Source organism: Hydrogenivirga okinawensis, assembly GCF_055385515.1.
Window position 1 is genome coordinate 106,517 of record NZ_AP042386.1, and the last position, 20,658, is coordinate 127,174.

Annotated in this window: 26 protein-coding genes and 1 tRNA gene; 10 read left to right on the forward strand and 17 right to left on the reverse strand. The window is 47.7% G+C overall.

Annotated elements, in window-relative coordinates; genetic code table 11:
- Positions 1–7: 7 nt before the first annotated feature.
- Together ACZ483_RS00665 and ACZ483_RS00670 are read left to right on the forward strand one after the other, a co-directional pair.
- Complete coding sequence (locus ACZ483_RS00665) at positions 8–628, forward strand: outer membrane lipoprotein carrier protein LolA (RefSeq protein ID WP_464324249.1); 621 nt, start codon at positions 8–10, stop codon at positions 626–628.
- Positions 628–1,122 carry an N-acetyltransferase family protein gene (locus tag ACZ483_RS00670; protein ID WP_464324250.1) on the forward strand — a complete coding sequence of 165 codons (495 nt, stop codon included), beginning with the start codon at positions 628–630 and terminating at the stop codon, positions 1,120–1,122. Before ACZ483_RS00665 ends, ACZ483_RS00670 begins: the two co-directional genes overlap by 1 nt.
- On the opposite strand, the gene rfaE2 is transcribed toward ACZ483_RS00670, so the two are convergent.
- On the reverse strand, positions 1,085–1,570 hold the full coding sequence (rfaE2, locus tag ACZ483_RS00675) for a D-glycero-beta-D-manno-heptose 1-phosphate adenylyltransferase (protein WP_464324251.1): 486 nt from the start codon (positions 1,568–1,570) through the stop codon (positions 1,085–1,087). The genes ACZ483_RS00670 and rfaE2 overlap by 38 nt on opposite strands.
- A gap of 4 nt (positions 1,571–1,574) precedes the next feature.
- Positions 1,575–1,847, reverse strand: a complete 273-nt coding sequence (locus ACZ483_RS00680) for a hypothetical protein (protein WP_464324252.1) — start codon at positions 1,845–1,847, stop codon at positions 1,575–1,577.
- 122 nt (positions 1,848–1,969) lie between these two features.
- Between ACZ483_RS00680 and ACZ483_RS00685 the strand changes: the two genes are divergently transcribed.
- Positions 1,970–3,133 carry an iron-containing alcohol dehydrogenase gene (locus ACZ483_RS00685; RefSeq protein WP_464324253.1) on the forward strand — a complete coding sequence of 388 codons (1,164 nt, stop codon included), beginning with the start codon at positions 1,970–1,972 and terminating at the stop codon, positions 3,131–3,133.
- On the opposite strand, the gene ACZ483_RS00690 is transcribed toward ACZ483_RS00685, so the two are convergent.
- From ACZ483_RS00690 to ACZ483_RS00715, 6 genes are all read right to left on the reverse strand, one after another.
- Positions 3,130–3,639: a YqhA family protein gene (locus ACZ483_RS00690; RefSeq protein WP_464324254.1), complete on the reverse strand. Its 510-nt coding sequence runs from the start codon at positions 3,637–3,639 to the stop codon at positions 3,130–3,132. The two genes, ACZ483_RS00685 and ACZ483_RS00690, sit on opposite strands and share 4 nt — an antisense overlap.
- A 21-nt stretch (positions 3,640–3,660) precedes the next feature.
- A complete protein-coding gene (locus tag ACZ483_RS00695) occupies positions 3,661–3,978 on the reverse strand; it encodes a hypothetical protein (protein WP_464324255.1) in 318 nt (105 codons plus the stop codon).
- Between the two features lie 8 nt (positions 3,979–3,986).
- The gene (locus ACZ483_RS00700; RefSeq protein ID WP_464325153.1) at positions 3,987–5,885 is read right to left on the reverse strand and encodes an Eco57I restriction-modification methylase domain-containing protein; all 1,899 of its coding nucleotides are present in this window, start codon (positions 5,883–5,885) and stop codon (positions 3,987–3,989) included.
- Complete coding sequence (locus tag ACZ483_RS00705; protein WP_464324256.1) at positions 5,869–6,036, reverse strand: hypothetical protein; 168 nt, start codon at positions 6,034–6,036, stop codon at positions 5,869–5,871. The genes ACZ483_RS00700 and ACZ483_RS00705 overlap by 17 nt, the downstream gene beginning before the upstream one ends.
- Positions 6,037–6,046: 10 nt before the next feature.
- Complete coding sequence (smpB, locus tag ACZ483_RS00710) at positions 6,047–6,520, reverse strand: SsrA-binding protein SmpB (RefSeq protein WP_464324257.1); 474 nt, start codon at positions 6,518–6,520, stop codon at positions 6,047–6,049.
- A gap of 9 nt (positions 6,521–6,529) precedes the next feature.
- A tRNA-Arg gene (locus ACZ483_RS00715) sits at positions 6,530–6,603 on the reverse strand.
- 130 nt (positions 6,604–6,733) lie between these two features.
- On the opposite strand from ACZ483_RS00715, the gene ACZ483_RS00720 reads away from it, so the two are divergent.
- Positions 6,734–7,996, forward strand: a complete 1,263-nt coding sequence (locus tag ACZ483_RS00720) for an ATP-binding protein (protein WP_464324258.1) — start codon at positions 6,734–6,736, stop codon at positions 7,994–7,996.
- Here the strand turns inward: ACZ483_RS00720 and ACZ483_RS00725 are convergent.
- From ACZ483_RS00725 to ACZ483_RS00755, 7 genes are all read right to left on the reverse strand, one after another.
- Positions 7,965–8,864: a TIGR00269 family protein gene (locus tag ACZ483_RS00725; RefSeq protein ID WP_464324259.1), complete on the reverse strand. Its 900-nt coding sequence runs from the start codon at positions 8,862–8,864 to the stop codon at positions 7,965–7,967. The genes ACZ483_RS00720 and ACZ483_RS00725 overlap by 32 nt on opposite strands.
- A gap of 10 nt (positions 8,865–8,874) precedes the next feature.
- Positions 8,875–9,084, reverse strand: coding sequence for a hypothetical protein (locus ACZ483_RS00730; RefSeq protein WP_464324260.1), 210 nt, complete (start codon positions 9,082–9,084; stop codon positions 8,875–8,877).
- A complete protein-coding gene (locus tag ACZ483_RS00735) occupies positions 9,081–9,776 on the reverse strand; it encodes a YqiA/YcfP family alpha/beta fold hydrolase (RefSeq protein WP_464324261.1) in 696 nt (231 codons plus the stop codon). Before ACZ483_RS00735 ends, ACZ483_RS00730 begins: the two co-directional genes overlap by 4 nt.
- 49 nt (positions 9,777–9,825) lie before the next feature.
- A complete protein-coding gene (locus ACZ483_RS00740; protein ID WP_464324262.1) occupies positions 9,826–11,541 on the reverse strand; it encodes a hypothetical protein in 1,716 nt (571 codons plus the stop codon).
- A complete protein-coding gene (locus ACZ483_RS00745; protein ID WP_464324263.1) occupies positions 11,534–11,758 on the reverse strand; it encodes a hypothetical protein in 225 nt (74 codons plus the stop codon). The genes ACZ483_RS00740 and ACZ483_RS00745 overlap by 8 nt, the downstream gene beginning before the upstream one ends.
- Before the next feature lie 68 nt (positions 11,759–11,826).
- On the reverse strand, positions 11,827–13,098 hold the full coding sequence (locus tag ACZ483_RS00750; protein ID WP_464324264.1) for a DUF3373 domain-containing protein: 1,272 nt from the start codon (positions 13,096–13,098) through the stop codon (positions 11,827–11,829).
- Between the two features lie 125 nt (positions 13,099–13,223).
- On the reverse strand, positions 13,224–14,096 hold the full coding sequence (locus ACZ483_RS00755) for an FAD:protein FMN transferase (protein ID WP_464324265.1): 873 nt from the start codon (positions 14,094–14,096) through the stop codon (positions 13,224–13,226).
- A gap of 21 nt (positions 14,097–14,117) precedes the next feature.
- Between ACZ483_RS00755 and ACZ483_RS00760 the strand changes: the two genes are divergently transcribed.
- Together ACZ483_RS00760 and hfq are read left to right on the forward strand one after the other, a co-directional pair.
- Positions 14,118–15,104: an ADP-ribosylglycohydrolase family protein gene (locus ACZ483_RS00760; RefSeq protein WP_464324266.1), complete on the forward strand. Its 987-nt coding sequence runs from the start codon at positions 14,118–14,120 to the stop codon at positions 15,102–15,104.
- A gap of 5 nt (positions 15,105–15,109) precedes the next feature.
- Complete coding sequence (gene hfq / locus ACZ483_RS00765) at positions 15,110–15,352, forward strand: RNA chaperone Hfq (RefSeq protein ID WP_464324267.1); 243 nt, start codon at positions 15,110–15,112, stop codon at positions 15,350–15,352.
- Here the strand turns inward: hfq and ACZ483_RS00770 are convergent.
- Positions 15,349–15,681 (reverse strand): (2Fe-2S) ferredoxin domain-containing protein, encoded by a 333-nt coding sequence (locus tag ACZ483_RS00770; RefSeq protein ID WP_464324268.1) that lies wholly within the window; start codon positions 15,679–15,681, stop codon positions 15,349–15,351. The two genes, hfq and ACZ483_RS00770, sit on opposite strands and share 4 nt — an antisense overlap.
- 69 nt (positions 15,682–15,750) lie before the next feature.
- Here ACZ483_RS00770 and ACZ483_RS00775 point away from each other — a divergent pair, with 69 nt between their 5' ends.
- Genes ACZ483_RS00775 through ACZ483_RS00785 form a run of 3 tightly spaced genes read left to right on the forward strand, consistent with a single transcriptional unit; the run spans position 15,751 to position 18,645 of the window.
- The gene (locus ACZ483_RS00775) at positions 15,751–17,376 is read left to right on the forward strand and encodes a hypothetical protein (RefSeq protein WP_464324269.1); all 1,626 of its coding nucleotides are present in this window, start codon (positions 15,751–15,753) and stop codon (positions 17,374–17,376) included.
- Positions 17,360–17,980, forward strand: a complete 621-nt coding sequence (locus ACZ483_RS00780) for a hypothetical protein (RefSeq protein WP_464324270.1) — start codon at positions 17,360–17,362, stop codon at positions 17,978–17,980. The genes ACZ483_RS00775 and ACZ483_RS00780 overlap by 17 nt, the downstream gene beginning before the upstream one ends.
- The gene (locus tag ACZ483_RS00785) at positions 17,977–18,645 is read left to right on the forward strand and encodes a response regulator transcription factor (RefSeq protein ID WP_464324271.1); all 669 of its coding nucleotides are present in this window, start codon (positions 17,977–17,979) and stop codon (positions 18,643–18,645) included. The genes ACZ483_RS00780 and ACZ483_RS00785 overlap by 4 nt, the downstream gene beginning before the upstream one ends.
- A gap of 2 nt (positions 18,646–18,647) precedes the next feature.
- On the opposite strand, the gene ACZ483_RS00790 is transcribed toward ACZ483_RS00785, so the two are convergent.
- Entirely contained in the window at positions 18,648–19,580 is a 933-nt protein-coding gene (locus ACZ483_RS00790) for a sensor histidine kinase (protein WP_464324272.1), read from the reverse strand.
- An 84-nt stretch (positions 19,581–19,664) separates the two neighbouring features.
- Between ACZ483_RS00790 and pstS the strand changes: the two genes are divergently transcribed.
- Entirely contained in the window at positions 19,665–20,654 is a 990-nt protein-coding gene (gene pstS / locus ACZ483_RS00795) for a phosphate ABC transporter substrate-binding protein PstS (protein WP_464324273.1), read from the forward strand.
- Positions 20,655–20,658: the final 4 nt, after the last annotated feature.

Genomic DNA, 20,658 nt, shown 5'->3' on the forward strand with positions numbered 1-20,658 from the left:
TAAGCTCATGCGTTTTAAAACCTTACTCCTATTGCTTCTAATTCCACTCCTCGCGATTTCCTCTACCTTCGAAGAGCTTGAAAAGAAGCTCTTGAACGTAAAGACCGTCAAGGTAGTCTTCATTCAAAAAACGAAGTACTCATGGTATCCTAAGCCGGAGCTCAGTAAGGGCATCTTTTACGCCACCAAAGGAGGAAAGTTCAGGATAGAGTACACTTACCCCGACAAGGTGATAATGGTCTCCAACGGAAGGGGGATAATAATCTTCAACGAAGAGGACAGGGAAGCGATAATAGACTCCACAGAGAACAACACCTCTCCGGTCATAGAATCCCTCTTCTTCTTCTCAAGACCGCTCAGCGAGGTCTTTGAGCCGACAGGTGAACTAACTAAGGGAAATCTAAAGGTGGTCATACTCAAGCCCAAGAGGAAGGACGAAAATATAAAGGAGGTCTACGTTGAGGTGGACAACGATCTTGAGGTAAAAAGGGTGAGAGTTGTGGACAGCGAAGGAACAGAAACCACCATAGAGTTCATAGACGTTGTGAAGAACTATAGACCATCGGAGAACCTTTTTCGAATAGATCTCCCTGCGGATGTGAAGGTTAGAAGAGCCGGGGAGATGTGATGAGAAAGGAGAAGATCGATTTCAAAATAGAGAAGGCAAAAGAGAACGATCTTGAAGAGCTTGTAAAGGTGTATCTCGATAGTTACAAGGGACTCGAAGAGTACTCCTACACTCATCCCGATGACGTGAGAGCTTACATGAACTGGCTGTGGCGGAGAGATCCAGAAGGTATATTTGTTGCAAAGGTTGGAAATAAGATCGTAGGCTTCGTAGCTGGAGATTCCAACTGGTTCAGCAAGAGGGAACACAAAAAGGTGGGGGCGGTCCATGAAATAGCAGTCCTCCCAGAGTACAGAGGTGTGGGGATAGGGAAAGCACTTATGGAGACAATACTCGACTACTTCAGAAAGAAGGGACTCCACACCGCCGAGCTTTGGGTGGGAGACGAAAACTACAAGGCTATAGATTTTTACAGAAGGCTCGGCTTCAAAGAAAAGGGGCAGTACAACTACTGGGTCAGGATGACCCTCGATCTGGACAGTAAAGCTGGATGATCCTTTCAATTATCTTCGTTGTGGAGATGTTGTACTCAAAGGGAATGGTAACTACCTCTCCGCCGTAAGATTCCACGAAATCCCTTCCCACTATTCTGTCTATCTCCCAGTCTCCTCCCTTGACGAGGATGTCCGGCTTTACAGCCTTTATAAGCTCCAAAGGTGTGTCTTCCTCGAAGATAACAACGTAATCGACCGGTTTCAAAGAGCTGAGAACCTTAGCCCTCAGTTCTTGAGGGAGTATAGGTCTCTTTTCTCCCTTTATCCTCCTTATGGAACTATCGGAGTTCATGCCTACAACGAGAACGTCCCCTAAAGACTTAGCCTTCCCGAGGTAATCGACGTGTCCAGCGTGGATAATGTCAAAACAGCCGTTGGTGAAGACTATTCTTTTACTACCGCGGAGGGGATCCAATATCCTGATAAGATCCTTCAGATCGAGTATCATAACTCTACGTTGGAAGAATTCTCAGGAGTTTAAGTATGAAGATCAAGGCATCTTGATTAAGGAAAACGATAAGAAAAGCTAAGATGAGAAACATAATGGTCATCTTACTACCTAAGTAGGCTATTTTTATATCGAGCCCGTGAATTTCTTCACAGAGTTCTTTTATTCCAACTTCAACGTTATCCAGTCTGCTTTCTAAACGATCCAGACTCCTCTCTACAGCAGTCATTCTTTCCTTAAGCCTTGCTATTCTCTCTCCCTCTTGAACTTCTGCCATGGGTAATAATTTATACCATTATGCCCAAACTGGTTCGCTTCCTGATCGCCTGCGCCGGGTGTATAGGAATAGCTGTGGTGATTTACTTTATACTCCGCTGGCTCGGTATAATTTAAACTTCCATGGTGATAAACTTCTACAGACCTGTTGAAGTCTTCTTCGGAAGGGGTGCGGTAGACAAGGTAGGGGAAGTCGCGAGGAGATACGGCTTTAAAGCCTTGGTAGTTACAGGGAAGAAGAGCTCTAAGGAGAGCGGAGCCTTAGATAGAGTGATAAGGTCTCTGAATGCCCACGGGATACAGGAGTACATACTTTACGATGAAGTTATACCGAACCCTACTGACAAAATAGTGAACGAGGGAGCGGATATAGCGGTTAGGGAGAAGGTGGACTTTATAATCGGACTCGGAGGAGGGAGCGCCTTAGATACCGCCAAGGCTATCTCGATCGTCTCCTCCAACGAGGGATCCGTCTGGGACTATGTTAAGTATCCGGAAGGTCCCAGGCTCGTCCCCTACCTGAACAGACCGGTAATATGCATACCCACCACCGCGGGAACCGGGAGCGAGGTGAACAGGTACTCTGTAGTAACCAACTCCATAAGGAAGGAAAAACTCGTCATATCCCACAGCCTGAACTATCCAAAGGTAGCCATCATCGATCCGGAACTTACTACGACAATGAGTCCAGAGCTCACAGCGATAACCGGCTTTGATGCCCTTACCCACGCCCTCGAATCCCTCACAAATAGAGCAGAGAACTTCATGGCTGAGGAGTACTCTGTGAAAGCGATAGAACTGATCGCAAAATGGCTTCCCGTTGCAATAGAGGAGTCCGAGAACTACGAAGCGAGGGAGAAACTCTCATATGCCTCCATGCTTGCGGGAATTGCGATAGACCACCTTGGAGTCGCTCTGATCCATGCCATGGAGCATCCCGTATCAGCCCACTATCCCGAAGTTGCCCACGGACTTGGTCTTGCCGTGCTCGCCCCTTACATTACCAAGTTCAACTACAAGGGGAACCCTGAGAAGTACGCCCTCTTTGCGAGATTGATGGGATACAGAGAGAAACCCGAGCTTGCGGTCGATGCCCTCGTGAACTTACTCGAAAGGATAGGACTCCTGAAAACTCTGAAGGATATAGGTGTTGAGGAGTATATGCTCGACCGACTCACGGAAGACGTTTACATGCTCTCAAGACACTCCTTCCTGATAAATCCCGTCGAACCTTCTCTTGATGATGTAAGGAGGCTCTATCAAGAGGCTTACGAGGGAAGGCTTTAGTGGTTGTGTGCCTCCTTGTGGGTGAAGTAAAGGGCAAGGGCTATTCCAAAGGCTCCAGCAGACAGATAAAGTAGATCTAAGGGCGTCTCGTAGTCCATATCTGTAGCTTCCTTTAAGAAGGTAACTATGAGAACCATGATAACGACCCTCCCCAGTTTAGTTTTTAGATCCTCGAGGTTTGTGATGAATAGAACCTTAGAGCTTCTCGGGTCCCTTTCTGCAACGTCTATCTTAGACACGAACAGTTCGTAAAGCCCCAAAGAGAAGATCAGTAGAAAGGTGGCTATCAGGAACATGTCTATTGAGGCTATCGCCGAAGCTACGAGTTTTTTTGATAGCACCTCGTATTCAAAGGTCCTCAAGAACTTGGTGAGCGGGAGGAGAACCTCGAAAAGACCGGCTATAAACAACGCGAAGGCGCCTATAAGAGAACTTATCACGGCGAGAAGAACGAGAAGGCGGGATCTCCAGAGAAAACTCTCAAACAGGAGTTCGATCTTCTTCATGGGGAATGTATTATAAAGCTTTCACTTCTGTAGATTGGCAACCATCTGGATAAGGACGTCTATTCTCTGGTTTATTCTGTCAAGTTCCTGTCTGAGCTGTCCTATCTGGATGTCAACCTTTTGATTCAGTTGGTCAATCTTCTGGTTCAGGTATTTGAAGTCCTCCTCCTGTCTCCTTTCTATCTTGTCAAGTCTTCTGTTGACCTCATCAAACCTGTCGTAAACGTCCGTCTCTATCTTTTCGATCTTGCGGTAGATATCCTTCGTTCTTTCATCAACTATGTCGTATATAACCTCTAAGGTTACCTTCTTTACAATCTCTTTTGTCCTCTCACGCATATGTCTAATTATAGTGGTAATTGATAGTCCTTCAATTTTTTGTTTTTCCCTCTTCTGTAAATGCTGAAGGCTTTGCGGGCGAAGGGAGAAAGGAGCTTAAGGAGTATGTAAATCTTTGCGAGTATATCGGTGGCGTTTGAGGTGAATTCAACCGCTATCCTCAATCCTTCGGGTATCTGGTCTATGGGGTTGTACTCGACGAGGGCAACCTCTGCAGGCAGGAGCCTGTAATTAAAGGGCAGGCTGGCTTCCCTCTGGAACTTCTTAAGGGCTTTCTTTATCTCTTTATCGTCTTCGGTGTCAAGGAGGAGGGCGAGCCTTTCTAACGGTTCTGGCTTAGGTTCTGCCAGAATCTCGGCGACTCTGCGGTCAATCTCGCTGAGTTCAAATTCAAGGGCTATGTTTCCGAGTGTCCTTATCCTGCTGGGCGGAGCGGACTTGAGCCACTCCCTTATGGGCTTACTCAGGGCTTTCTCCTGAGCTGTCCTTGCAGTCTCAACAAGTTCCCTGTGGAGTTCGCTGGAAGGGTCATACTGGGGTATGGGCTGTTCTACTATGAGTTTGTGGATGTCCCTTTCTCCATATAGTCCTCTTGATTGAAACCTTTTTATCCTCTCTCCAAGAACATGAGAGTTTATAAAGGCGGAAATGTATAAGGCTTCTTCCTCGTTACCAAAGTGTGCGTAATAAGTTTTTGTATCTACTACAAACCTCTCCTCATTCTTAACCACACATGAGGCGGGGTTGCTTCCGCTTGTGGTATAAAGCACCAGCCAGCCGTCTCTGACTGGTTGAGATATTAAATCGTTTCTGTAGTTTATTCTGTCAATAATGTTCATACTCCTCGCCTTCTCTCCCCTCCATTCCTCCCAGACCTTCTGGCACTCTGTAAGCCATTCCTTGAAGTTTCTCGGTAGCAGGTGGGAGTTTTCTATCCAGTATTTGAACCTTTCTCCCGCGGATTTGAATTTCTTTCCTTTTGTAAGTTCATAGTAGTCAAGGAGCCTGTATGAGTCTCCTTCAATCTCAAGGGGCAGGATAACGTCGTCCACTTCCGTGTATCCGAAGGGATACATCCTCTTTGAGAGCAGGGTTTTGAAAAAGAACCTCTTAGGGACAGAGCCTCTTATGACCACTTCTAACTTTTCATCGCCGAGCCTTTTTGAAAAGACGGGAACGCTGTATTCCGACTTTCCGAGAGGCGTTTCCTCAATCTCAACAAACCAGAAGGGTCTGGGGTAAATTGTCGCTCCATCCCTGAATCTATCTGCATAAACACTTGTGAACGACTTTTGAATATCATAGCTCCAGTAAACCTTCCCTTCAGAGTGTTTGACCACGTAAACTTTCGTCCGCTCCTCCTGAAGTCTTGTCTCCGCGACGGATATATCAACGTTGGACCTCGGTAGCCTCCCTTTTATCCTGACCGCCGGTATCTCCTCCTGAGCGGGCTTTACCGCTCTGACCTTTCTACCTGCCACAACGCAGGAGGGAACGTTAAAGAGAGGGCTTACTTCCAAGAGGTCATAGACTTTCACAAACTCAAGAGTCCATCCGCTGTAGCGGTTCTTGGTTCTAAACCATAGGTGTTGGTCTCCCGAAAAGACCGCATAGGGTAGAACGAAGGCTATAACTCCGTTCTCCTTCAGGAAGTTAAGGAAACACGAGATGAAGAATATTAGGGCTATATCTATGTGAGATTTGTTATGTCCCGCTACCTTTATTCCCTGTGCCCTCATGAAGTCGTTTACGAACCTCTGGAGTCCCGTGTGCATCCTGTTGTAAACGAGCCACGGAGGATTTCCCACGATGAGGTCAAACTTCTCTTTAAAGAATACGGGCTTGTAAATGTTCTTGAAGATAAAAGCCCAGATGCTATCCCCCTTCTCTTCAACGAGCCTTTTGATGTCGTTTGCAAGCTCCTTTACGGGCGTCTCCGCTTTCTCCGAGGAGCTCCCTAAGGAAACTCCTGAGTTCGTCCCTTATCTGGGCTTCACTCTGGGCAGATTTGACATGCCTTATATACTCAAGAGCGGAGCTTACAACCTCCTCCCTCACAGGTTAGGTATTATAGTCTTATCCTTCCCTTAAACTCCCTCTCAAGCTCCCTTCTAATAGCTCTCTCTTTGAGCTCCTGTCTTCTGTCGTGGAGCTTTTTGCCTTTGGCAAGTGCTATCTCTACCTTAACCTTCCCGTTCTTCCAGTAAAGTCGGGTGGGGATTATAGTGTATCCCTTCTCCTGAGATTTGCCAAAGAGCCTCATTATCTCCCTCTTGTGGAGAAGGAGCTTCCTTTTTCTGAGCGGATCGGGGGGCTTAATGGTGGCAAACCTGTAGGGTGCGATATACAGGTTGTAGAGCCAGGCTTCGCCGTTGTCTATCCTGACGAAGCTGTCCTTGAAGGAGACGTTTCCTTTATTTCTTAAGGACTTTACCTCAGGACCTTCCAGAACTATCCCAGCCTCGTACTTCTCTATTAGATCGTACTTAGCCTTAGCTTCTCTGTTCTCGGCTATCGGGATTATCTTTCCTTCCTTTGCCATGGTTTTTCGCCGGGGCGGTGGGAGTCGAACCCACAACCTCGGGATCCGTAGTCCCGCGCTCTATCCAGTTGAGCTACGCCCCGTCCTCTTTTAAGTTTACTACCTCAGACTCCGATCTGCAAAGAAACTGTAAAATACAAAACCACTATTTTTAAAAAAGTAGGGCTAATATTGAGATTGATTTTTAAAAAAGTAAGGTTAAATTGGAATCTTATGATAAAGAGGAAGATCCTGAATGAACTAAGGAAACATTTGAAATCTCCGGAGATAACTATGCTCGTAGGTCCGAGGCAGGCAGGCAAGACCACCGTCCTAAAAATTCTGGAAGGAGAGCTGAAGCAGAAAGGAGAGAAAACACTTTTTCTTAACCTTGATGTAGAAGAGGACAGAAGACATCTTCGGACGCAGAAGGATCTTATCGACAAGCTCAGGCTTGAGTTTGGAGGTTCAAAGGGATTTGTTTTTATAGATGAGATACAAAGGAAGGAGAATGCAGGGCTGTTCTTGAAAGGCATATACGATATGGAACTGCCTTACAAATTTATCGTTTCAGGTTCGGGAAGTGTTGAGCTCAAAGAGAAGGTAAAGGAATCTCTGGCGGGTAGGAAGAGGATCTTTGAATTGAGCACGGTTGATCTTGAGGAGTTTGTAAATTACAGGACTGGCTACAGATACGAGGACAGGCTCGATCTCTTTTTCCGTGTCGAGAGCGAACTATCCCATCGTCTCTTAAAGGAATATCTGAACTACGGAGGATATCCGAGGGTTGTAACCTCCGAAACCCATGAGGAGAAACTTCTCACTATAGAAGAGATCTTCTCAAGTTACATAGACAGGGATATAAGGGAGTTGGTAAGCTCGGAAAGGATAGACGTTTACGGAGATCTGATAAGACTCCTTGCTGTAAAGACCGGTATGCCTGTTCACCTTACGGAGCTTTCTTCTGCCTTGGGTGTCTCCCTTCCCACGTTGAAAAACTACCTCTGGTACGCGGAGAAGACCTTTATAGTAGGGAAGATAAGACCCTTTTTCAGAAACAGATCTAAAGAGCTTGTCAAGCTCCCTATCTTCTACTTCACCGATGTGGGACTCAGAAACTTCGCAAGCGGTCAAATGGGATTCTTAACTCTGCCTGACCAGCTCTCTTTACCCTTCCGGAACCACGTATATAACATAGCAAAGACAAAAATCAGAGGCACAGGAGCAAGCCTCCACTACTGGAGAACTAAGAGCGGTGCTGAGGTTGACTTTGTCATAAAGTTAGGTAATAGAGCTATCCCTATAGAGGTTAAATTTAAAGAACTAAAAGAGCCTAAGCTTTCACGTTCCCTAAGGAGCTTTATAAGGAAATACAAACCCTCCGTTGCTATCGTGATCTCCCTTACTTCTTTAGAATCTGTGTCCCTGAATGGATGCCGAGTAAAGTTCCTAAATATTTTCGAGTTTATGTCCTCTCCTTTACCACTCTCTCCCTGAGCCTGCAAACGGGACAGATCTCGGTAGGACTCGGTTCGCCGCAGATTTTGCAGGGCTGGAGGTCTCTCCTCTCCTCCTCTCTGAACTTGGGATAAACCTTTCTCAGATACTCAAGGTAGAACCTCAGCTTCGTTCCCGGAAACTTCTCCTCTATCCTGTTTAAGGTTTCTTTGTAGAAGATTGAGGTCGCGTCCTCCGAAAATGGACATTCCTCCTCTATGAAATCGATGTTATTCAAAAGAGCGTATAGAGCCGTCTCCTTTTCTGTAAACTTGCAGAAGGGCTTTACCTTTTTGACGAACCCCTCCTCCTCTTCCAGAACCGGATACTTCCTTCCCAAATACTTGATGTTCCAGTTTATAACGTTCGCCAAGAGGGAACTCGCCTCGTCGTCGAGGTTGTGTCCAGTGGCCACAACGTTGTAGCCGTGCTCCTTCGCCACCTTATTGAAGTTGTATCTCTTGACGAGACCGCATACAGAACAGGCTTCCCTCGAACTCACCTTTTCCAACTCCGGAATACCTGCGAGCTCTTCCCTAAGATCTACAACGATAGCTTTTCCTCCTATCCTCTCAGCGAACTTCTCAACCTTCTCCTTTGATCTCTCCGAGTACTCCCCTATGCCGAGATGGAGATAAAACCCGTCCGCCTCGTAGCCCAACTTTCTAAGAACGTGCCACAGGGCAAGGCTATCCTTCCCTCCCGATATGGCAACTAAGATCCTGTCCTCCTTTGTAAACATTCGGAACTCTTTTATGGTTCTCTCGGTGTACCTCTCGAACCAACTGATAAAGTCTTCCTTACAGAGGGCAAGCCTGTGATGGGGCATGTATATGATCGGTTTCTTTCCGCAGATCTTGCACTTCATAGAGAGAAATCTAAGGCAAGTTTTTTAGCTTTTCCATGCGAAGAAACTCAGGTTTTAGCTCTATAAGTATTTCCTTTATCTCTTCGTTTTCCAATCTTTCCGCAAACTTCAAAGCCTCTTCAAAGGTCTCAAAATCAGCCTCAGCTATCTTTAGAAGAAGCTCCCTTACTTTACCCTCGTAATTCTCATACTCGGCGAACAGAAAGGCGGAGAACCTCACAACTTCCCCTCCTCAACGAGCTCGGTAAGAACTCTGCCGAAGCTCTCGCTCAGCTGGTGGTCGTCGTCCACTTCTATAAACTCCTTTACCCTCACCTTTTCCGCGAACAGCCTGGAGTCCTCTATAGGGACTATTTCATCCCTCCTTCCGTGAACCAGAATGATCTCCACGGGCGGATCCTCGGGAAAGTTCACATTTCCGTTTTGAATTACCTCGTAGCCGTTTTTGAGTATGTCGGTCGCGAAGTCTTCCCTAACCTCTATCTCCACGTCCTCCTCCTGAAATCTCAGAACCTCCTTTCCTTCGAGCCAGCTCTTTACCCTTTCCTCTCCCAACTCTCTGATGACCAGGTCGAGGGTTCTGAAGGAGGGGGCGAGCAGAAGAAGATTCTTAATATTTCCGAGCTTTTTAAATCTCACATAATTGGTAGCTATATAAGCCCCGTGGGAACTCCCGCAGAGGGTTATGTGAGGATACCTTTCGGAAAAGCCAAGCACGAGGGCTTCCAAGACATCAAGAACCTCGGTGGTAGTGTGCTTTTCGTAATCCATATCCATGGCAAAGAAGGAGTAAGCCTTGGTTCTTTTAAAGTAGTTCCTCGCAAACTCTATCTTAGAGCCCAAAACGTTGGTAGCGAAGCCGTGGAGGTGTATCCAGAGTTTATTGCTTCTATTGTCGTCGTAGAAGAACATGAAAAAAATTATAAAAAAAGGAGGCAGGAGGGGCAGCCACGGGAAGAGCCTACCTGAGGAGGGTTTTCATCAACACCCATATCTTTGACTCAATTACACCCGTGGTGTCTACCTCCTTGAGACTTTCAAGGGAATTTCCTCCGTTGGATACTCCGAAGGCTCTATCAAAGACATCTCTTCCGTAAACGAACCTCTGAGCCTTAACCACGCGGTAATACTGCTTATCTATCCCGTAAGCCCTTCCCTCGGAAGGCAGGAAGAGCTCCGGCTTTACATACCCGTTGTTGTCCAGATAGTTGATCAGTCCGGGGTTTGTTATCAGGTTGTCAGAAGGTGATAGAACCAGAGAAATTTTGTTCGTATCTGCGCTTATACGTGAAAGGATCTCCTCATTGCTCCTGAAGTGATCTCCTCCCGCCGTCAAAGAGAAGTAGAAGGCGTACTCGCCTACGTCATCTGAGTACTGACTGCAGTAGGCTTCCAGTGCGCTCCTTATGGTATCTCCTACATTTACGTTGCTAAGGTTGGAACATCTGAGTGCTCCGTAGCTCCAGTCCTTTATGTCTTTAGAAGAGAGGTTGTAGTCCTGTTCCTTCCAGCCTGCCGAGCCAGGAACTTTTCTCCAGTAGGTGAAGGTGCCGTCAACGCTACCTCCTACACCTCCGTGGCAGGCGATGCAGAACTTCATCTCCTCCGCCGTCTGAGGTCTGAGCCTTCCGTTCTCGTCCTCTATAAAGCCGACCATCTCCCAAAAGCCCGAAGCGTTAAGAACCTTCCCCTTGTCCCAGAAGAACTCATCCTCCTCTTCTTCCTCACCGCTGGACTGGAGCGGTGCGTAGGCGAGCTTCCTCATATACCTAATCTCTTTTATCCTCAAGGATTTGAAGGAAATAGCGTTGTCAGGATCAAGGTAATAAACGGGGTGGGCGAACTCCGTTCCGGGCGGGTACTGAAAGGTAACGACCTCAACGTCCGAAGCGTTGCCCTCATATCTGGAGGACATCGTAAAGTCCCCTACCTCCGTCCCTCTGCAGATTTCTCCGGGCTTCACACCCTTGATAGCGCACTCAAGTATGGCAAGATTCTTCTTGTAAGTGCCTTTATCAAAGGAACCTCTGTTTGTTCTGAACTTCTCAGGGAGCCTTATGAGGGTAGAGTCTATCCTGCCGTTCGTGGGAAAGAAGCCGGGAAAGGGCTTCCACTTGAAGACCCTCCAGCCGGTGTACTCTCCGGTATCCGGATCGTGGATGAAACCCTCGTTGTCCACCACGGCGTTGTTCAAAGAGTAAGAACCTCCCGTGTAGGTATAGAGAGGAGGGACGTCCGGGAAGTATTCGAGATCCCCCTTACCTCTGTTCTGGTAGGCTTCTCTCCAGTTGTCCGTCCTTATCCAGCTCTTTATCTCCTCGTCAGAAGGCACAGGGATATTACCTATGGTCAGCTCAGGCTTTACGGCGTTGAGCCACGGATTTCCTATCTTTTTTATCTCTTCGGGAAAGTCGTAAGAGAGGGTCAGGTCGTAATCTTCAACCTCGTTGGCGTAGGGGGTGTTAGCCTTTGTGTGGCACACGTAGCAGGGGTTGGCTATCGCCCTTCCGAGCTTTACAACTCCCGTATCGGTATAGCACTCCAAGGGTATGTTAGGTTCGGGGTTCGCCTGTTTGGAGGCGAGGATCTCTTCAGAAGACGGAGCTTCCGAACCGCAGGAGGCTAAGAGGAAAAGGGCTAAGCCGACCTTCGGAGCTACCAGACCCTTCTTAACCACTTTTACAACCTCCCTTCCTGAGTTCCACAACTATACAGCGGTGCTTCTTTGACACTCTGAAACCAAGTTCGCGGGCTATCTCTATGAGTTTCTCGTCCTCGAGGGGAACGGCGAAGAGGAGCTTGAACTCGTCTATCCGAACCCTCTTCCTGAACTTTCCGGCTACCTTCAACTGCCTTTCCACATACTCTCTTATAAGCCATGGATCGGAAGGCATCTCTGCACCTCTTTATATTCCTCTCCCTCCCCCAAGAGCAGCCATACGGGGCGCAAGGGTGGAAACCTTTAGAACATCCAGGTTATCGCGGCGCTGTATATGTCCTCATCAGCACCCTCTTCGTCGGCAACGTCCTTTCTTACATAGTCTGCCTTTAAAGCAACAAGGGGATGGGGTCTGTAGGCGAGACCCACGTTGTAGATCCTGAACTTGTAGCCCGTAGGTTTGGTGTAGCCGGAGGGCACGTCGGCGTAAGTGTCTATGTCCTCATACTTCCCGAATACGTAGAGCTCCTGATCGAGGTCCGTGAACCTGAACACGTTGTAAGCGACCTGAAGGTAGAAACCCTGCATCCTTTCGGGGAAGACGTTACACTGGGTCGGATCTACTCCGCAGGCTGCAGGGGATAGCTCCGCCGTTATCTTATCTGCATCGTTAACCGTCGTATAGGCACCTACGAAGCGAACGTCAAAGCCCGCCCACTGCCACCAGAGGTGAGGCGAGAACACGGATACGGTTCCGATATTATCTCCATCCTTGTTCTGGACACCAGATATAAAGGTCGCCAGACCCACCTTCAGGTTCTTGGGGAGTTTGAGATCGAACCTTCCCGTAAACGCCAACTGATCCGCAACCGCCTCCGATCCGTCCTGTTTAAGTTTCTTAAGGGGTGTTCCTGCTTTATATTCTCCTTCCTCCGCTTTGAGTCCGTTTATCACGTAGGCTCTGTATTCAAACAGATCTGTTTCACCGTAAACTCCGACTCCGTTTTCCCTCCAGGTGAAGGGAAATAGGGTCTTTTCAAGGTAGGGCTGTCTTACGCTAAAGTATGTAGGAGGCTCGTGATACTCGTTGGTGATACCGAGAGGTACGAGAACCATACCACCTCTTACGCCAAAGTTCTTGTTGAACCTGTAATCTAAGAAGGCAAACTCTATCGCGACCTCACCGCCTTCCTCTCCGCCCTCTACCTTTGCATGTTCTATCTCTATCTCGGAGTTGAACTTCAACTTTTCGGTAAAGGCGTATCCGAGGTAGATGATAAATCTGTAAAGGTCAACTTCGGTATTTGGTCTTTTGTTAGGTCTGTTGGTAAGCCACAGCTCGCCGTATCCGCCTATGGAAACTCCCTTGGGGTTCAAGAGGGCTTTTGAGGCTGCCGGTCCAAGACCTGTGTAGCTTTTGTACTCCCTTATTTCGGGGGCTGCTATTTCAAGCTTGAGCTTTCTTAGCTCTTCCTTGATAACCTCCAGTTCGTTCTTTATACTTTCAAGCTCATTCTGTGGCTGGGCGTACAGAGCCGTGGAGAGCAGGAGACTACCTATCAGATATTTCCTCATCTGCGTTGACCTCCTTCAGGTTTTAGAAAATGAAATCAGATCTCAATATCTATTTCTATGATGGAGGTCATAATGTAGCTACTAACAGATCCGGCAACGTTTAAAAAAGAGATGCGATCTCAAAATTATCTGAAGAGAATCACCTCAAAGAAATCTCTGAAGGCTCCGTTCATTCTTACCGTCCCGTCCTCGTAAAGCTCCAGAACACCTATCTCCGGATTTTCTCTCAAGAACTTTTCTCTCTTCTCCCTCGGCATAGAGAAGAGGGCTGTTGCAAAGGCGTCCGCGTAAGCGCAGTTTTCATGAGCCACTGTTATCTGAATTAGCTCCCTATCTTCCTGTTTTATGTGTTTTCTTACGTAGTTTCCCGAGCTGGACAGGCACACGTCCTTCCTGTTCACCATCTGAGCAAGAACGCTGTTCTTTAAAGGATCCTTAACAGCCAACAGTCTCCTCTCTCCCCACACCTTCATGTCCCCGGCTATACCTATAAAACCCTTCTCTGTCTTAACCCTTTCGTAGGCTTTCTCAACGGTGTAGCCTTTCCCTATCCCTCCCAAGTCGAGAGCCATCCCCTTCTCTTTAAGAAACACACTACTTCCGTTCAATTCTACGTTCTTATAATTGACGAGCTTCTCCGCACGCTCACAATCTATGGCTTTCTTTCTCTTGCAGTTTACCGTGATCGCTCCGATGCTTATATCGAAGTATCCGTAAGTTCTCTCGGACACTTCGAGGGAGATCTTTATAACCTCAAGAGTTTCCTCAGATACCTCTACCGCTCTCAGTCCGGCGTTTTTGTTTATGAGGGAGATCTCCGAATCTTCAACGTAATCCGAGAGCTTTTCCTCGAGCTTCCTCATGTACCTGTAGGCTTCGTAAACCTTTTCCTCCGAAGGAAGATCTACGTAGGTGTAGGTTCCCATCAGGTAAAAGAGCCTCTCCACTCCAAAGGAAAGGTTCAGAAGGAGGAGGATAAGATAGATAGCTCTCAGCATGGCGAGGAATAAAATTAAAGTATGCGGATTTTAAGGGAAAGGTTCAAGGGAACCGTTCTGGGCGCAGCCCTCGGAGACGCTATAGGAAAGAGCGTAGAGGACATAGTGGAGAGGGAGGTTTACGAGTTTTACGGGGGAAGGATAGAGGGTTTTGTATCTCCCCATCCCTCGAGCCCCGCTTACGGACAGCTACCCGAAGAGACCTCCGACGAGACGACGATAATGAGGATCCTCTTAGAGAGCGTGGTAGCTAAGAAGGGAATAGACCTTAGGGACTTTCTAAACAGGCTGATCCTCTGGTACGAGGACGAACCCTCCCACAGGTATCCCGACCCCACTCTCCTGACAGCCATAGATCTTCTATCGAGGGGGATAAATCCTTCGAGTCATGGACTTGTCTCGAACTCGGTGGAGGGAATTCTAAGGAGTATCGTTATCGGACTCTTCCACTACTACAACCCCGACCTCGCCGCTGAAGGCGCTAAGGTAGTCTCTCTGCTTACCCACAGGAGTCAAGCTGTTTCCGACGGTTCCGCCGTTTTGGGCTCTGCCATCTCCTATCTCCTTTTGGAAGAGTTCGATCTGAGGGACTTTAACGAAAGGATAAGGTTTCTAAACACGTTAAAGAGATTTATAGAGGAGAGAAAGTTCGCCAAGACCATCGATACGGTTCAAGATTTACTCTACGAGCAGGCGGATCTCGACATGGCTATCAGAAACCTCGGAAACGGCTCCTACGTCTTCGAGGCACTACCTCTTTCCCTCTTTATCTTCCTCTCTAACGTAGACTCTCCTCTCGAAGGCTTTTGGTGGGGAATTAACTCTTACGGGGAGTACGGCGGAGATACGGACTCTATAGGCTTCCTCGTGGGTGCCTTCACGGGTGCTTACTTTGGAGAGGAGGTATTCCCGAGGCATCTTCTCGAGGAGCTCGAAGGCTACTCTCGTTATGAAGAGCTGGCTGAAAAGCTGTATGATATTACAGAAAACATGATAATAAGGAGGTAGGCAGAATGCCCTACAAATTACAGGAGAGCTTCCTCAATACGGCGAGGAAAAGGAGGGTTAAGATCTCCATCTATTTGGTTAACGGAGTCAGACTTCAGGGAAAGATAAGATCCTTCGATATGTTCACCATACTTTTAGAGGACGGCAGACAGCAGACGCTTGTCTACAAGCACGCGATAACTACGATAATTCCCCACGAGAGGTTAGAGATAGAGTTCGAAGAGGCGGGAGTGCCGGGACAGGCTTAGAACATTCCCGGCGGTTTTCCCTTGGATATAACGAGCCTTTCAACAGGCTGACCACCCTTGAGGTGCTGATTCACTATCTCGTCCACATCCTCCACCTTAACGTTTCCGTACCATATACCTTCGGGATAAACGACTATCGTCGGTCCCATCATACAAGGTCCGAGACACCCCGTAGGGGTAACCGCAACGCTCATGAAGAGCTCAGGATCCATCTGGAGTTTTTCCATAAAAGCCTGATAGACTTCCCTCGATCCCTTCTCAGCACAGGATCCCTGGGGATGTCCGGGGGGTCTCTGGTTTACGCATACGAAGACGTGTCTGAATTCCATCCTTTCACCTCCTGTTTTTTGCATAATTTTACCTGAGAAGGAGCTTTAGCTTTTATGAGGGCTGTCAACATGAATTGGATCTCGGTTCTGGTTTTCCTCTTCTTCACCTGCGCAGGTGCTGAAACCTATTTAGAAGAGCTACTAACTAAACTGGAGGCCGCGAGCGCCCAGGTCCTCTACGATGACGGGCACTTTGTGGTCTTAGATGTTACAAAGGTTTACGGAGATACATATAAAGGCGTAAGAACCTGTTACGTCCCGGCCCGTTTTTGTGTGGACGGCTACCTTGTGGATTCCGACAGGCACAGGGCTCTTATTATGAGCAGACATCATGAACTTATCGAGCTGGATCTACAAAGTCTCTCTACGAGCAAGGTTAAGAAGTATCCCGCTTACGCTACGGTGGGTCCCGACAAGGTGGTGGAGATACACCATGGAGATAAGGTTATAAAGGTGCCTAAGGGCATACCCAAGTGGTGGGCTTATCCCAAGCCCTTAGGCGTCATACCGTGCGGCGATAAATACTGGATAGACAAATACGGGGAGGAGGTTCGTATTTATGTGGATCCCGATAGCGGAACTGTTAAAAGGGTTAAAGGCAGAGCCTTCTGCATCAACGGCAACCTTGTTTTAGAAAAGGACGTGAAAGGTAAAAGTATTAGCCTTATCGAGAAACCTTCCGATGAGCAGGTGAAACTGCTCGGAAAGGTTGAGATCAGAGAGGTCTCTCCGTCTGTTCGTCTCCTTGGGGATTATGTTCTGCTTTGGGATCAAAACCGCGCTCTGATTCTGGATAAGGAATTGAGGAGATTAGGAGAGGTAAAACCGGAGGGCAATATTATACTCCTCGCACATCTTGAGGGGAAACTTTACTTTACAGTTCTCACGCCCTTTGAAAGGTTCGAGCTTATCTCCTTCGACACCTCTACCGGCAAGGTAGAAAAGCTGTTCTCCGTGAAAGAGAAGAACAGATTTAGAAATCACAAGTTCCTTCCCATCGGGGATAGGAAGTTTCTCAGGATCTCTCCTCCCTTTGAGGTATGCATTGATCCAATCTGGCAGGGGGGATGTAGTGGCTGGAAATATTACGAGGGCTTAGCTGAGATAATCGAGCTTCCAGAGGGCAGGGTTGTTAGACGCATTGCCATACCTAAAAGGGCTGATGTTTATCCTCTGAAGAGGAGTTTCGTGTACTGCCTGAGAGGAAAATGCTTCTTTGTAAACTCTTCCTTAGAGGTAAAGCCCCTCGATATTTCTGGTTCGTCCGATCCCTATTCACTGATCGTTCGCGATATCCTGCTTTTCCAGGGTTCAGGCGGGAAGTTCGTGGTGTTCCCGGACGGAACCTACAGGAAGATTCCGGAAAACTGTTATGTAAGAAAGCACTCTAAAACTGCGTTCTGCATAAAGTCGGAAAGAGAGGTGGAACTACGCGACCTCAGAACTTGGAGGATCTTGGGCAAGAAAAAAGGAGTCTTTTATCCGGATCACGTTTACCTTACCACAGCGTTAAAACGTGTGAATAACAATATAATGATACTTACAGGAGGCAGGGCGGTAGGCTCGATCGGGCTTAGCTGTTCTGATCTCAGAATTAGGAGGTTGATATTCAACAGGGATATTTTCTATGTCCTGTATTCTGACCGCAGGAATCTCTGCCTGGAGGGCTACAGGCTGGATGTGGATCTGGATTAAGGTTCTGGCTCTTTCCGTACTGTGTTCGCTCGCGTTCGCTCTCGAAGTGGGCGAGATAGAAATAAGGGAGCAGGACATACTCATACCTATTAAAGGAGCTCTTACGCTGAATCTTGAAGTTCTGAACCCTCCACAGGTATATAAGGTGGGTCCAAACACCGACCATGTGGGATACAGCCGTATTTACAAGTACGCATACCTGACCCTGTGCTACGGAGCAGCCTATTACCGGGATAGAAGAAAAAACGTGTATGGAGTGATTGGCAAGGTGGGGGACAGGATGGTAGTATCTACCTCTCACCTTCCATCAAAGGGAGACTTCAAGCTCCTACCTGTAAGATTGTGCGCCTGTTTCTCCGATGAGAAGCTCAAATCTATAGACTACTTGAATCCGGGTTTAGACAACATCTGCTCTCCACTTGTTCCGTTCTGGTATAAATACACTAATAAGAGGGCTTTTGAGGAACTCGGATTGTTCGGGAGAGACCTGAAACTGAAGGTAAGGATCAAAGTTCCCAACGGCACTTACAGGGACATAACGATAGATCTAAAAGATATCGAGAGAAGTATTGTAAATAGCGCAACCTCAGAAGAAAAAAGATGATATTTTTGATCGAGGACGACGAGGATATAGCCCTTGTAGTTGAAGAAGCCTTAAGGAGGGAGGGATTCGATGTTGTTCACTTCAAAAGAGCCTTAGAATTCTTCTCCCGCATAGAGAAGGAAGTCCCCGACCTCGTGATAATAGACGTAATGCTCCCGGACTTCGACGGCTTCAGGATAGGAAGGTTTCTAAAGAACAGACCCGACCTTACGGACATACCGGTCATATTCTTGACCGCGAAGGTCTCCGAAGAGGACAAGTTGGAAGGCTTTGGGCTCGGTGCGGACGATTACATAACCAAGCCCTTCTCTATAAAAGAGCTTGTGGCAAGAGTTAAAGCGGTTCTGAGGAGAGCAAAGGGAAAGAAGGAAGTTAAGGTCTTCAAGTTCGACGGGCTTGAGGTGGACACTGAGCGGGTGAAGGTAACGGTTGAAGGCAGAGAGGTAAAACTGACTCCTTCGGAGTTCAGTATCTTGAGGTTCTTGCTTGAAAACTACGGAAAGCCCGTTAGCAGGGAGAGGATAATAGAGGAGGTTTGGGGCTTTGAGAAGAATTCAACCGACAGGACTGTGGACGTTCACATAAAGCACCTGAGGGATAAGCTGGGAGAATACGGGAAGTTTATTAAAACGGTGCGGGGGTTTGGATACAAGCTTGAGGCTTAGCCCTAAGGTAGCAAAACCCTAACCCTCGTCCCCTTGCCCTCCTCACTCTCTATCTCAAGCTCGGCATCCAGAACGTCCGCTATCTTCTTGCTTATCGTAAGCCCAAGTCCCATTCCTTTCTTGTTTTTCCCTCCCACAAAGGGCTGGAATATGAGGGGGAGCTCTTCTTTAGGTATTCCCTCTCCTGTGTCCTCTATCTTTACCTCAACTCCGTCGGGGGTTCTTTCAAGTTCAATAAGAACCTTTCCTCCCTCTACGTTGTATCTGACGGCGTTCTCTATCAGGTTCTTTAACAGGACGTAGAGCTTCTCCCTGTCGCTCTCTATCTCTACATCTTCACCCTGTATCTCCACTTTCAACTTCCTGCTGTCTATCTCTTCCTTGAGGTCTTGAACCACACTGAGTATCAAGGACCTTAAAGAAACCTTTTCCCTGTTCAGTGTTTCCTTTGCGTCCAGCAGAACGAGAAACCTCAAAGATTTTATGAGCTTCTCAAGGTCTTCCACACGTTTTAGGGCTTTTTCAACGAGTTCCTTGCTTGGTGGATCGCTCAGGAGCGAGGTTTCAAGAAGTCCCTTTATGGCGGCTATAGGTGTGCTGAGTTCGTGGCTTACCGAGGCGGCAAACTCCTTCTGAAGTCTCTTGAACTGGATTAGATCGGTTATATCTTCTATCTGAAAGCTGATCCTTCCTGCCGGAGACGTTCTGTAAACCTTTCCCGAATGTACGAAGTCGATCGTTTTCGCTCTCCCTTCTAAAAGTTCCCCTACAAAACCGATAAGTTCAAGGCTCCTTATAGCCTCGTAGTACCTCTTTCCCTTATAATCCTCCGAGACAATACCCCTGTCAAGGCAAAAGTCGTTGGCGAAGGTTATCCTTCCCTCCTTGTCCAGAACCACCAAGCCTATGGAGAGTTTCTTCAGGACTTTCTCCATTTTTTAGAAAGTTAAAGATAAAGCGTTAACATTTTCTTAACAATGGGGGATTTATACTTTATCAAACCCAGAGGAGGTTGGAAAATGAGAAGGCTGATAGCCGGAGCGTTTATAGCAACTACCACTGCCCTTGCAGCAGAGTCCCTGACAGGAGCAGGTTCTACCTTCGTTTACCCGCTGCTCTCCAAGTGGGCTTACCTCTACTACAAGGAGACGGGTGTTAAGCTGAACTACCAGTCAATAGGCTCTGGAGGGGGTGTCAGGCAGATAGTCAACAGAACGGTCGATTTCGGAGCCTCGGACGCACCCCTCAAGCCCGAAGAAACAAAGAAGAGCAAGCTTGCCCAGTTTCCCGTAATAATAGGCGGTGTGGTTATATCCTACAACCTTCCTGTTAAAGAACTGAAGCTCGGGACGGAGGCGGTCTGCGGGATATTCCTCGGCAAGGTCAAGTACTGGGACGATCCTCTCATAAAAAAGCACAATCCGAACGCAAAGCTTCCCCACAGAAAGATAACCGTGATCAGGAGGTCGGATGGCTCCGGAACAACGTGGATATTCACCAATTACCTCTCCAAAGCCTGCCCTGAATGGAAGGAGAAGGTAGGATACGGAAAGGCTGTGAACTGGCCCACCGGAATAGGTGCTAAGGGCAACGAGGGAGTGGCTAACTACATAAGAAGGGTAAGGGGCGGAATAGGTTACGTTGAGTTCGCCTACGCCATTGAGAACAGGCTAAGGGTGGCAACTATCCAAAACAGGGATGGGAACTTCGTAAAGCCTGATATAAAGACCTTCCAAGCGGCTGCAGCAGGTGCTAAGTGGGATCCTCAAAAGGACTTCTACGAGGTTCTGACCTGGCAGAAGGGTAAAGACGCCTACCCCATAACAGGCTCGACCTTCGTTCTCATGGCGAAGGATTATCCCAAGGAGAAGAACAGGAAGGTCGTTAAGTTCTTCGACTGGGCTTTCAAAAAGGGAGACAAGGTGGCCGTTAAGCTCCACTACGTTCCCCTGCCCGAAAAAGTGAAGGAAAAGATAAGGAACTACTGGAAAGCCCACGGCTGGTATTGAGTGT